Below are 13,588 nucleotides of genomic sequence, written 5' to 3' on the forward strand. Positions count from 1 at the left end.
CATTTATGATTAACAGAAAGTCTTGGCAAAAAATGAAAAAGATTTTACGAATATGCATAATAGGGGTATCGATCATGAGTTTATTTTCTTGCTTTAACAGTAGAAATAAAGAAGAAGTATTTTGGACTTGGTTTAAGAAAAATTCATCGCGGTTGTTTCATTTTGAAAATGAACAAGAAGAAATATTTAATGAGCTTGCTTTTCAGCTTGGAAAAATAAATCAAGACTTAACTTTTGAATTTGGTCCTATACAAAACGGTAAAAGAGAATTTATAATAAGTGCCGGCGGAATAAAAGCCTCATTTCCGGCGGTTGAAAAACTATACTCGGCAAAACCGGAGATCGCTGAATGGGAGTTTATTAAATTCCGGCCACGGCGCGATACAATACATACAGTTCAATTCCATGAAAAGAAGATTGAGCCGAAAGAAATCAGATTCCTTTTATTTAATGATGATGAAAAAGATAAAATAGGAATATTACTTTTCTTGAATGGATATAATGAATCCGAAAGCACAATTTATTATCAAATTGCATATCTATTTCTAGATCACATAATCGGTGAGTATGATGTTGAAACTTATATAGGTTCAATAGAGATACAAGGTTTTGACAGTAAATATTTCAATCAATCTATTCAAATCGATAATCTTGCTATGATGTTTGATGGAGAGAAGATAAAATTACATTCCACCTCACCATAAGATAGAATAGCTCTTACTTTTTGACATTTCCCCGATTTCGCTATATACTGAAAGCTCATGAATGATAGAGGCTCTTTAAAGGGAGAAAGTCTATCGATATTCTATACTTATTATCAATAAACAGGAGTTTTTTCATGGTTATTTTGACATTGAACTGCGGCAGTTCTTCGGTAAAGTATCAAGTGTATGATTGGGACAACAAAAGTGTCCTGGCATCGGGTGTTGTAGAACGGGTAACTCAGCCCGGCAGCGTTATTACCCACGAGGCAAAGGGAAAAGACAAGTATGTGCTGGAAAGCCCCTGTCCCACCCATACCCATGCGGTTGAACTCATTATCAAGACCCTAACGGATTCGTCCGTAGGTGTTATCACCGACATGAATGTGATTAAGGCTGTCGGACACCGCGTAACCCACGGCGGAGATAAGTTTATCAAGTCGGTTATCGTAACCCCCGAAATCATCAACACATTCCGCGAAGTGCAGGATTTAGGACCGCTGCACAATCCCGCCAATATTATGGGTATCGAAGCTGCTCAGAAAGTACTGCCGAATGTTCCGCACTGTGCGGTTATCGACACGGCGTGGCATCAGACTATGCCCGAAACAAGCTTTATGTACGCCATTCCCCACGAATGGTACGAAAAATATTCCGCCCGCCGTTACGGCTTCCACGGCACCAGCTTTCTCTACACGGCAAAACGAGCTGCCGTCATCCTCGGGAAAAAGCCGGAGGACACCAATATCGTCATCGCCCATATCGGAAACGGTGCTTCGATGTGCTGCGTCAAGCAGGGCAAGTGCTTCGATACCTCGATGGGACTGACTCCCCTGGAAGGTTTGGTTATGGGTACCCGCTCCGGCGACTGCGATCCCGCCCTTCCCTTCTATATTATGAGGAAAACCGGCATGACACCGGCGGAAATGGATACTGCCTTGAACAAAAAATCAGGACTTTTCGGCGTTACCGGACAATATGTTGACCGCCGCGATGTTTCTAAGGCAATGGAAGAAGGCGATAAACGGGCACGGCTTGCCTTTAATATGGAAGTATATCGCTTGCAAAAATACTTCGGCGCCTATATTGCTGCGCTTGGTCAAAAACCGGATGCAATTGTCTTCACCGCCGGCGTTGGAGAATTCGGCTTCGACACCCGGCTCGCCGTCTGCGAAGGCTTAACTCACCTCGGTATCAAGATTGACCCCAAGAAGAATGCACTTGCCCGTACCCGCAACGCGGAAACCTGCATCAGCGCTGATGACTCGCCGGTAAAGATATTCGTTATCCCCACCGACGAAGAACTCGTTATGACGGAAGACGCATATGCATTGATGAAGGGAACCTACGACGTGCATACCAAGTTCACCTATTCATTCCAGTCGCCCGACTATGTCAACAAAGCTCGCGCGGAAGGCCTAAAAAAAGACCTCGAAAAGAAACCGGAACTTGCAAACATCGTCGTAAAGATTCCCGGCGCACGGTAAAAAATGTACTTTCCGTAAGCCGTTTGAAAATAGACGATGCAGATACGAGGCGCGAGCACAAATTAACCGCAGGCGTATCTTTGATACGTTGAGGATTAATTTGTGCGTAACAACGAAGTAGATGCGCCATATATTTTCAAACGGAGAAAAGGAGGTTTGTATGTACATAAAAAAACTAGTAGGAACCCAATGCTATCTTTCGCCGATAAATCTCGAAGATGCCGAACAGTATGCTGTTTGGCTGAACGATATGGAAGTTCTCGAAAATCTAACATTGATGACATCGGTTGTTACCGTCGACAGCGAAAGAGAATTCCTAAAAACACTTGCGCAAGCTCACAATTATGGCATCATCGACATTAAAACCGATCAATTAATCGGCAATATAGGCTTTAAAGATATCGATCATCTCCATCGGACAACAGAAATCGGCATCTTTATCGGTGATAAGAGCTATTGGGATAAGGGATACGGGCAAGAAGCCCTATCGCTGCTGCTGGATTATGCTTTCAAAAAGCTCAACCTGCATACTATTCTGTTACGAGTCTATGACTTTAATCAGCGGGCTATTGCCTGCTACGAAAAAGTCGGCTTCAAAAAAATCGGAGAAATCCGCGACGGTTTCATCAGAAATATGGAGTATCACAACATCATTATGATGGACATCCTGCCAGCAGACTTTTACGAAACAAATCCGCAGTATAAGTAAGCGGTTTTCAGTATGTGCTTCCGTTTTCATGCAAAGACGAGCCGTTTCATTTGTATAAGCAGAGCGCCGCGCTATTTCTCTGCCGCACCCGATGTAAGCGGTAAACCGCGGTCAAGAAAAATCTGCTTTGCAACCGCATATTCTTCCGGCGAAAGCGGCGGCACTCCTTCCAGCGGATATACCTTACCGAGTTCCTTCCATTTAAATACGCCAAGCGTATGGTAAGCAAGCAGATCAACCTTCTCCACATTCGGCAGCGGCTTAATAAAATCGGCAAGTTTTGCCAATAAATCCGTATTGTAGGTAATGCCCGGCACAATAACATGCCGCAGCCATACCGGTTTTTTGATGGAAACGAGGTAATCTAAAAAGGTTAACACGCGGGAAAGCGGCGCTCCGGTCAGCTCCTGATGCTGTTGTTCGTCAATGGATTTTATATCCAGTAAAACAAGATCGGTATATTCCAGTGCAGCTTTTACTTTATCATTCAGAAAATAGCCGGATGTATCAACGGCTGTGTGCAAGGATTCTTTTTTACACAGTTCAAAGAGATTTTTTACATATTCCGGCTGCCCAAGCGGCTCTCCGCCGGTGACGGTAACCCCTCCGGCAAAAATATAATAGTGCTTGTACCGTCTGATCCGCTCAAACGTCTGCTCAGCAGTATCCAGAATACGCGCATCCTTTCGCTCCCATGTATCGCAATTATGACAATACTTGCAGCGCATCGGACACCCTTGCAGAAATACCACAAACCGCAATCCCGGCCCATCTACCGTCCCAAATGTTTCATAAGAATGAATATAAGCCATAAATACCTCGCCAGCGAATGTACATCCTATACATTCGCTGGCGGCGAGTTTGCATTGCAAACTCGCCATTGCATAGAACCACCGCCATCCGTGCCGCTGTTGAACAGTGTACGTCCGTGTACACTGTTCAACGACGAGATTTGTGCATAGCCCAAATCTCGCTGCTGCAGGGAACCAGCGGCATCCGTGCCGCTTCTGATACGCTAAACATTTTCAGAAGCAACGCAGATACCCCCAGCCGTAAGCCTTTTGGAAATAGGGGGAGTAGATCCCCCTTTCCGTAAGCCTTTTGAAATAGACGGTGCAGATACGAGGCGCGAGCACAAATTAACCGCAGGCGTATCTTTGATACGTTGAGGATTAATTTGTGCGCAGCAACGAAGTAGATGCGCCGTATATTTCAAAAGGACTGATTGATGGTGCGCGACAGCACATCCAACTGCTGCTCTCGCGTCAGCTTCACAAAGTTTACCGCATAACCGGAAACGCGGATGGTCAGCTGCGGATATTTTTCGGGATTTTCCATTGCATCTTCCAACAGCGCCCGGTCGAATACGTTGACATTCAGGTGTTGTCCGCCTTCCGGAGTAAAGTAACCCCTCAGCAGATAGGTCAAATTATCTACACGGTTATTCGTTTCTTTACCCAACGCATTCGGCGCGATTGCAAAGGTGTACGAAATACCGTCACCGATATCTTCAAACGGCAGCTTGGCAACCGAAGAAAGCGAAGCAATCGCTCCGTTGGTGTCGCGCCCGTTCATCGGGTTTGCACCCGGAGAGAACGGTTCATACGCACAGCGTCCGCACGGTGTTGCGCCGGTTTTCTTTCCATATACGACGTTCGAGGTAATCGTCAGTACCGACTGCGTTGCTTTTGCATGGCGGTAGGTTTCGTGGCGGCGCAGGTAGTTCATAAACTTACGTGCAACCATAACCGCGAGCTGATCCGTCGCATCATTGTCGTTACCGTAGGGAACATATTCGCCTTCACGTTTAAAATCAACCGCGAGCCCGTCCTCATTGCGGATAACCTTTACCTTGGTGTCGCGGATTGCTGCAAGCGAATCTGCAACAATTGCAAGGCCTGCAATACCGGTAGCCTGAATGCGTTCAACATCCGCATCGTGCAAGGCAAGCTCAAACGCTTCGTATGAATATTTGTCGTGCATATAGTGAATGATTTTCAACGCATTCATATACACACCGGCAAGCCATTTCATCATCTGCTCGAACCGTTCCATCACTTCGTCATAGTCGAGATATTCCGATGTGATCGGGCTGAACATCGGTGCTACTTGTACGCAGGACTTTTCATCACGGCCGCCGTTGATGGCATACAGCAAACACTTAGGCAGGTTCGCTCGTGCACCGAACAGCTGCATTTGCTTACCGATCTTCATCGGAGAAACACAACACGCGATACCGTAATCATCACCGAAGTCGGGGCGCATCAGATCATCATTTTCATATTGAATGGAAGATGTTTGAATTGAAACCTTTGCACAGAATTTATTCCAATTTTCCGGTGCATGGTTAGACCACAGCACGGTCATATTCGGTTCCGGAGCCGGGCCCAGGTTGTACAGTGTGTGCAGATAGCGGAACGAAGTTTTGGTAACGAGAGGACGTCCGTCAACGCCCATACCGCCGAGCGCTTCGGTAACCCACGTGGGATCTCCGGAGAACAGCTCATTGTATTCCGGTGTGCGGAGGAAGCGGATAATACGCAGCTTGATAATAAACTGATCGATGAGCTCTTGTGCTTCAGTTTCGGTGAGCTTGCCTTCTGCAATATCACGTTCGATAAAGATATCCAAGAACGTGGAGGTACGCCCAATCGACATGGCCGCGCCGTCTTGATCTTTTGTAGCGGCAAGGAATGCAAAGTATACCCACTGTACCGCCTCCCGCGCATTTTCTGCCGGCCGCTTTACATCAAAGCCGTAGCTTTCGCACATCCGGACAAAGGCCTCCAGCGCTTTTATTTGGTCGCTGATTTCTTCGCGGTAGCGGATATCCGATTCGCTTAATTCATTTACATCAAGCTGATGCATCGCTTCTTTGCGTTCCTGTATCAAGTTGTCAACGCCGTACAGCGCGACACGGCGGTAGTCTCCGATAATACGTCCCCGTCCGTAGGCATCGGGCAAACCGGTGATAATGCCCGACTTGCGCACTGCACGCATCTCATCGGTATAGACGGAAAAAACGCCGTCGTTATGCGTCTTCCGGTACTTGGTAAAGATTTCTTTGGTGAGCGGGTCAAGCTCATATCCGTAGGCTTTCAGCGCATTCTCGACAACGTGCCAACCGCCCTTAACGTAGATACCGCGTTTGAGCGGAACATCCGTCTGCAAACCGACAATAACTTCATCATCTTTTAAGATGTACCCTGCACCGTAAGCATCGATCCCTTGAGGCTTTTTGGTTTCAGCGTCATATACGCCCCGTTTTGTCTCTTCTTTAAACATTTCCGTGAGTTTATTCCACACACGCAATGTTTTCTCCGTAGCAGGAGTCAAAAAGCCGTCATCTCCCGTATAGGGAGTATAGTTATTTTGGATGAAGTCGCGTACATCGATACCGGTGCGCCAACAATCACCCTTAAATGAAGAAAAATAGTCAGACCACTTATTCATGGTGTAACTCCTTATGTTGTGATATCCCTTACTTCAAACTATGAGTTTTGTTGCAAGGAGCTTACATATTAGAGAAAAAAATATATTATTGCAATAGGATATTTTAAAAATAACGGATTAAATTCTCACAAAATCCAACAGGTTTACGCTGCTTTTTTATTTTTACGCTTGCATAAAGTGCCGGAACTTCATAAAATAATCATTATGCTTGACTATCGATTTATCAAAAATAATTTGGAAGCGGTTAAACAAAATATTATTAACCGCGCTATGCATGCCGATGCAGAGGCTGCCGTCCGCCTCTTTGACGAACGGACTGAGATGGTAACTGCGCTGCAAGGGTTACAGGCAAAACGGAATGAAAACTCTCTTGCAATGAAAAAAGCAAAGGATGCTGCAGAGCGTAACGCGCTTATCGAAACCGGTAAGGCGATTAAAGCTGAAATTGCGGCTGCAGAAACAGCATTAAAAGAAAAAGAAGCGGCACTTGATGCTGCAATGATGCAGATTCCGAACATGGCGCACCCTGATGCTCCTGTCGGCAAAGAAGATACGGAAAACTGCGAAGTAAAACAGGTTGGTACCGTTCCTCAGTTTGATTTTGAGCCGAAAGACCATGTCCAGCTTGCGGAAGCACTCGATTTAATCGACTTTGATGCCGCAACAAAGGTTTCCGGCGTAAAATTCTACTATCTTAAAAATGAAGCGGTATTCCTGGAGCAAGCGCTGGTATTGTACGGTCTGAATATCCTTCGCAAACACGGCTTTACTCCGTTTATTACCCCGGATGTCGCAAAAGAAGAAATTCTCCGTGGTATCGGCTTTAATCCGCGCGGAAGCGAATCAAATGTCTATACTATAGAAGATGAAGGCACCTGCCTTGTCGCCACGGCGGAAATTACCCTCGGCGGATATCACTCGGACGAAATACTTGAAAAAGCAAAGCTCCCGTTGATGTATTGCGGCCTTTCGCACTGTTTCCGGCGTGAAGCGGGAGCGGCAGGCCAGTTCTCTAAGGGACTGTACCGCGTACATCAGTTTACCAAGCTGGAGATGTTCGTATACTGCACCCCCGAAGAATCGGATGCAATCCACGAAAAACTCCGCCTTATCGAAGAAGAAATATTCACCGGTTTAGGCATTGCGTTCCGCGTTGTCGATACCTGTACCGGCGACCTCGGCGCTCCCGCCTACCGTAAATGGGACTTGGAAGCATGGATGCCCGGACGCAACGGCGGGGAATGGGGAGAAGTTACCTCTACCTCGAACTGTACCGACTATCAGGCACGCCGCCTCAATGTACGGTTTAAAGACGATGACGGAAAAAATAAATACGTGCACATGCTGAACGGTACGGCAATTGCCGTATCCCGCGCGCTTGTCGCTATTATCGAAAACTACCAGCAGAAGGACGGCAGTATCAAAATCCCTGAAGCGCTGGTTCCCTATTGCGGTTTTGATGTCATCAAAAAGAGATAAGGCTGTCAAAAATAATGCTTGCATAACCCTGTAAATATTTATATAATAGAGGGCAATTTACTAAATTTCTGGAGTATTTATGAGCGGAGTAAGTATCGCGTTATTGGTATTTTTCATTATAGTTGCATTTTTGATTGTCGGACTGGTATTATTACAGAATGAAGAAGGCGACAGCTTAGGTGGCCTTTTTTCAGGCGGATCGAATTCGGCGTTTGGTTCACGTTCCGGTAACGTACTGACAAGAGCAACCTATACACTGATAACGCTCTTTTTTGTTGTTACGTTTTTCCTTGCATGGCTGAATAAAAGCCCCGGTGACTCCGGTTTGCAGCAGGATGCTCAAATTCAGCAAGCGGAAACGGCAACCGAATGGTGGAAAGAGACATCATCCGATGCTAATGGAGCCGGCAATACGGAGAATACCGAAACGGCGCCTCAATCTTCCGAGGAAACTGCTGCCGAAAATACATCTCATTAAGCAGTACCCTCGTATTTAATAACTGTTGCTTGAAATATGCATTCAAATAAGTTGCAGCGAGATGAATATATCGCTATTTCATTCTAGGATTATTCCTCTATAGAAGGGGTGTACGAGCAGGCATGAAATATTTTATTACATTCGTTAGCATACTTTTTTTAATGGCCGGTCTGGTATTTTGTACGGATTTAACACCGCTCTCATTTTATACCGAACCGGCTTTATTCCCCTTTAATGCAGTAGTAGGTATTGTAGAAGACAGTCATGAGTGTCTGTACTTTGCTACCCATTCGGGACTCATTAAATATAACGGAATTACCACCCAAAAATATGAGCATCTCCCTTTTGATAATACGACCATGCGTTCAAGTCAGATTCAAACCATGTATATGGACACTGATGATGTACTGTGGCTCGGTACCTATAACGGATTAGAGCGTTTCGATATCAAAAGCGGCACGATCAATCATTTTCCTGTCAGCGATGATGTGATTACAGCGATTTTCCGCGATTCAAAACGGCACCTATGGGTAGGAACGATCAATGGATTATACTTTTGCCGTGACGGAAGCTGTAAAAACTTTATTCCTTTTAATAACCATCAATATAATTCTTTTATCGGGAACAATACCATCAGATCAATCAGCGAAGATTCCCGCGGCATCATCTACGCCTCAACGTATGACGGGGTATGGCAATACAATGAATCGGAAGGGTCTTTTGAACCGTGCAGTCTTATACCTGAAGGATGCCCCGGAAAAAACGGTGTTGTATACCACTTTATAGAAGATACCAACGGCGTATACTGGCTTTCCGTCTGGGGTGTAGGGCTTGTCCGTATTACGCCCGGCAAAAACAGTTATGAAGTATATTCGCTGCCGGATGCACGGATATATACGCTCTATAATAATTTTATCACCAATGAGTACATTGCCGCAGGAACGTGGGGCGGCGGTATATACATCATCAATAAAAGAACAAAGGAAGTCATTCCATATAAAGCCAATCCGAATATGGTGGGGTCTTTAACCAATAATGTCATATATTCATTCTTTATCAATAAATATAATATGTTGTTTGTCGGAACGGCGGATGCGCTAAACATAGCAGATTTAAGCCGCCAGTCGGGCGACATCGCAGTACCGCTCTATACCGAAACTGCCGGAAACAACAAGAAATTATCGCATCTTGATGACACTATTGCCTGTTTAGCCTCCAGTGATAACTGCATTTGGGCGGCTTCAAATAATATCCTTGTACGCTATAACTTTAATGAGCGTGAGCCGGAAGAGTTTCCGGTCACAATGGGGAAAAATGAGGTGAACGGCGCGATCATTTATTCCATCAGCGTTGTAAACGATACGAAAGCCTGGATCGGTACCAACAAAGGTTTATTTTTCTTTGATTCAACTACTGCTTCATTTACGCCTATTTCATTATATAACAACAGAATATCCGATACCTCAAGTTTTTTAGTACACTCTCTCTATCAAGATTCAGATGATACTCTCTGGATAGGCACGTATGGTGCAGGTCTTATCCATTTTTCCCCAGAAAACGGTATTCTAGAGCAGTATCGTCATTCCGATGCCCCGCGCTCGTTAAGTAACGACATTGTCTTTTTTATCAATCGGGACAGCCGCGGTACACTGTGGATTGGAACAAATAAAGGCTTATGCCGGTACATTCCCGAAACAGAGGATTTTACTTCATATTTATATAATGTAAATAAACCGACGGGAATTTCCTCCAACCGTGTCGATTCTTTTTGCGAAGATTTGGAGGGGACACTATGGTTTGGTACAAACGATGGCGGTATCTGCCGCTTTGACCCCAAAACAGAACTCTTCCATACCTATACAAAGGATGTCGGCCTCTCCTCCAATCAGATCATCGGCATAACCGATGCGGATGACGGCTTTTTATGGATAGCGGGACTCAAATATTTAAATTTATTCGATATAGCACACGAAACAGCCCAAGCATATAATATCGCCAACATACGCCAATATGGTTATTTTTCCTGCCCCCCTATCGCTTTAAAAAATAAAGGATTATTTTTCTTTGGTACCGATAAGGGAATATTAAAGATATCTCAAGAAAAGCTCTATGCCTTCCGGCTTCAATTTGTACCTATTAAAATACGGGCACTTACCGCAGACGGACAACCGGTTAATCTTTATACAAAAAAACAGCCGCTCACATTCGACTACAAAACCAATGATATTAAAATTTCATTTGCAGCGCCCTACTCTTCCCGGCACAAAAAGCCGGTTTACGCATATAAATTAACCGGTATTGATAAAGACTGGATCGTTTCATCAGACCGAAACTATGTACGATATACACACTTACCACCCGGATCGTATACGTTCTCAGTAAAAAATGCAGCCGAGGGGAAGAATATCGTACACGACAGTATCTCGTTCACGATACGGCAAAGTTTCCTTATCTCCCCCGTTATGATTTGGTTTTATATCGTAGTAGTCTCGATTATGGTTTTCTTAGCCTACAAAATCCATAAGCTCTATTGGTTGCAGCGGTATGCAGATCTGCTTGAAGAAAAACAGCTGGTATTGATACAAGACAACTTTACTCTTAAAGAGCTTTCCCTGCTCGATCACTTAACCGGAATAGGCAACCGTCGGTATATCGATATGCTCGGCTTAAAAATATGGCAAATGGCGATGGAGCATAAGACATCGATAGCAGTCATGATGTTCGATATCGACTTCTTTAAAAATTATAACGACCGCTTCGGTCATCAGGCAGGTGATGAACTGCTGCATTTAATCGGCGCTGATTTAAAAAAGCGCATTAGAACGGAAACAGACTTAATAGGTCGATACGGCGGTGAAGAATTTTTGATTGTAATGTATAATTTGCTTCCCGAAAAAGCGATGCATATTGCGGAAGGAATCCGAAAAACGATAGCAACAATGCATGAGCGGCACGCTAAAGAGATGGTAGGAGAAGCAACTATCAGTATCGGAGTTTTTGCAGGAGAACCTACCGAAAAAGACACCTTTGAACACATGATCCATAAAGCGGACTGTGCGCTCTACCGTGCAAAACAGACCGGAAGAAATAAAGTGGTATTTTACGACACAACAATGGAACAGCTAATCAGCTGTAACTAATGTACCGGTTAATTTTAAAATAGATTTATCGGCACTTCTCAATAGTAACAAGGAGCAGCGCGTGCTTAACACTATGCGAAATATCGGCATTATGGCGCATATCGATGCCGGAAAAACAACAACAACCGAACGTATTCTTTTTTATACCGGAAAAATTCACCGTATCGGAGAAATTGATGACGGAGCGGCGGCAATGGACTGGATGCAGCAGGAACAAGATCGGGGTATCACCATTCAAAGTGCTGCAACGACAACCTATTGGCGTGATCATCAAATCAATATTATCGACACACCCGGACACGTTGACTTTACCGCCGAGGTAGAACGCTCACTGCGCGTACTCGACGGCGCGGTTGCCGTACTCTGTGCGGTAGGCTGGGTGCAACCGCAGACGGAAACGGTGTGGCGGCAGGCGGATCACTACCACGTACCGCGCATCTGTTTTGTAAACAAGATGGATAGAATCGGCGCCGATTTTTTTGCGGCGATGGAGGATGTCAAAGAGAAATTCGGCTGCACGGTAATGCCGCTTGAAATTCCCATCGGCAGTGCAGAAAGTTTTGAAGGCGTTATCGACCTTATAACAATGGAAGAAATCCGCTGGGATGCGGAAACCGAAGGGGAAAAATTCACCCGCAGCCCGCTTTCCGACCAATACCGTGCGGAGGCGGAAAAATACCGCGAAAAAATGCTGGATGTTGTTTCCGCCTACTCCGATACGGTAACGGAGTTGATGCTTGAAGGAGAACCCATTCCGGCAGACTTGATTAAAAAAGAAATCCGTACCGCGGTACTCAAACGGCAGTATATTCCGTTTTTGTGCGGATCTTCACGGCGCAATACCGGTATTCAGCCGCTCATCGATGCTATCGTAGACTATCTCCCTGCTCCCGATGAAGTTGCACCTGCCGAAGGAATTCAGCTGAAAAAAGAAACGCCTGTTTCCGTTCCCTGCAAAAGCGACGGCGTGCCGCTCGGCTTGGTCTTTAAGATTCAATATGACCGAGAAGCGGGCGCGCTCTGTTATGTCCGCATGTATTCGGGAAAAATAAAGGCAGGCGATCAGGTATATAATGTTGGCAAGAAAAAACGTGAGCGGATCGGCCGTATCCTGCGGATGCACTCCAATAAATCCGAACCGATGGACAGCGTGGAAGCGGGCGATATTGCCGTATTTGTCGGGCTCAAATTGGCACAAACGGGCGACACACTCGGCAGTGAGGGAATGCCGATACTCCTTGAATCCATGCAGTTCCCCGAACCGGTTATCTCCGTAGCAATCGAACCGAAAAGTCTTTCGGAAAGTGATAAACTCAAAGAAACACTCGCGATTCTATCACGGGAAGATCCTACCTTTATAAGCCGTGAGGATGCGGAAACGGGACAGCTCATTATCTCAGGTATGGGCGAGCTGCATTTGGATGTTCTTACAACCCGTATGCTGCAGGATTTTAAGGTGGAAGCCCGTATCGGCAAGCCGCAGGTAACCTACCGCGAATCCGTTACACAAACGGTAGAACACACCGAGCGGTTCAGCAAGGTGCTCGCCGGCAAAGAACAGACAGCACAGCTCACACTCCGTATCGAACCGCTTGAACGAGGTTCGGGAAACAGCTTTAAGAACACGGTTAAGGTTTCTACGGGAGGCACTCCGCAGGCGCATTCCCTGCCTGAAGATATTGTCGAGGCGGTGGAACACGCGATTCGCGGCGCCTTTAATTCGGGTATTCAATACGGCTATCCGTGCGTAGACATCGGCGTAACCCTCATCGATGCCCAATACGACGAGCTGACTGCGACAACCTTCGCGTTTGAAGCCGCCGCTGCGATGGGCTTTGACGAGGCGTGCCAAAAAGCCGCCCCCGAACTGCTTGAGCCGGTAATGAATGTCGATATCCTCTGTCCTAAGGAATTTGTCGGAGATGCGATGAGTCAGATGACGCAGCGCGGCGGCATGGTACTCGGCATGGATTCAAAGCCGAATATCGATGTTGTTCATGCACAAGCGCCGATGGCGAAACTCTTCGGCTTTTCCACCGATTTACGTTCCGTTACGCAGGGCCGCGCCTCTTTTACGATGAGCTTTAGCCATTTTGAAATTAAAAAAGGCGGTCTCGGCAGCTAATCGCATAGCCGGTAAG

General features: G+C 45.8%; 9 protein-coding genes. 7 read left to right on the forward strand and 2 right to left on the reverse strand.

Going from position 1 to position 13,588, the window contains the following annotated elements; translation table 11 throughout:
* Window positions 1-5 precede the first annotated feature (5 nt).
* From E4N66_RS09950 to E4N66_RS09960, 3 genes are all read left to right on the forward strand, one after another.
* The gene (locus E4N66_RS09950) at window positions 6-704 is read left to right on the forward strand and encodes an Hcp family type VI secretion system effector (RefSeq protein WP_253727903.1); all 699 of its coding nucleotides are present in this window, start codon (window positions 6-8) and stop codon (window positions 702-704) included.
* 134 nt (window positions 705-838) lie between these two features.
* Window positions 839-2,188, forward strand: a complete 1,350-nt coding sequence (locus E4N66_RS09955) for an acetate kinase (RefSeq protein WP_044013605.1) — start codon at window positions 839-841, stop codon at window positions 2,186-2,188.
* A 160-nt stretch (window positions 2,189-2,348) separates the two neighbouring features.
* A complete protein-coding gene (locus tag E4N66_RS09960; protein WP_253727904.1) occupies window positions 2,349-2,897 on the forward strand; it encodes a GNAT family N-acetyltransferase in 549 nt (182 codons plus the stop codon).
* Between the two features lie 71 nt (window positions 2,898-2,968).
* On the opposite strand, the gene pflA is transcribed toward E4N66_RS09960, so the two are convergent.
* Together pflA and pflB are read right to left on the reverse strand one after the other, a co-directional pair.
* The gene (gene pflA / locus E4N66_RS09965) at window positions 2,969-3,709 is read right to left on the reverse strand and encodes a pyruvate formate-lyase-activating protein (RefSeq protein WP_253727905.1); all 741 of its coding nucleotides are present in this window, start codon (window positions 3,707-3,709) and stop codon (window positions 2,969-2,971) included.
* 400 nt (window positions 3,710-4,109) lie between these two features.
* On the reverse strand, window positions 4,110-6,350 hold the full coding sequence (gene pflB, locus E4N66_RS09970; protein WP_253727906.1) for a formate C-acetyltransferase: 2,241 nt from the start codon (window positions 6,348-6,350) through the stop codon (window positions 4,110-4,112).
* Between the two features lie 204 nt (window positions 6,351-6,554).
* On the opposite strand from pflB, the gene serS reads away from it, so the two are divergent.
* The 4 genes from serS to fusA all read left to right on the forward strand — a co-directional run bounded on the left by serS (window position 6,555) and on the right by fusA (window position 13,572).
* Window positions 6,555-7,829 carry a serine--tRNA ligase gene (gene serS, locus E4N66_RS09975; RefSeq protein ID WP_044013613.1) on the forward strand — a complete coding sequence of 425 codons (1,275 nt, stop codon included), beginning with the start codon at window positions 6,555-6,557 and terminating at the stop codon, window positions 7,827-7,829.
* 79 nt (window positions 7,830-7,908) lie between these two features.
* The gene (gene secG, locus E4N66_RS09980) at window positions 7,909-8,307 is read left to right on the forward strand and encodes a preprotein translocase subunit SecG (RefSeq protein WP_044013615.1); all 399 of its coding nucleotides are present in this window, start codon (window positions 7,909-7,911) and stop codon (window positions 8,305-8,307) included.
* A gap of 122 nt (window positions 8,308-8,429) precedes the next feature.
* Window positions 8,430-11,447, forward strand: coding sequence for a ligand-binding sensor domain-containing protein (locus E4N66_RS09985; protein WP_044013618.1), 3,018 nt, complete (start codon window positions 8,430-8,432; stop codon window positions 11,445-11,447).
* Window positions 11,448-11,508: 61 nt separating this feature from the next.
* Window positions 11,509-13,572, forward strand: coding sequence for an elongation factor G (gene fusA / locus E4N66_RS09990; RefSeq protein ID WP_044013620.1), 2,064 nt, complete (start codon window positions 11,509-11,511; stop codon window positions 13,570-13,572).
* Window positions 13,573-13,588 lie beyond the last annotated feature (16 nt).

This window comes from Treponema sp. OMZ 857 (assembly GCF_024181085.1).
Lineage (GTDB): Bacteria > Spirochaetota > Spirochaetia > Treponematales > Treponemataceae > Treponema.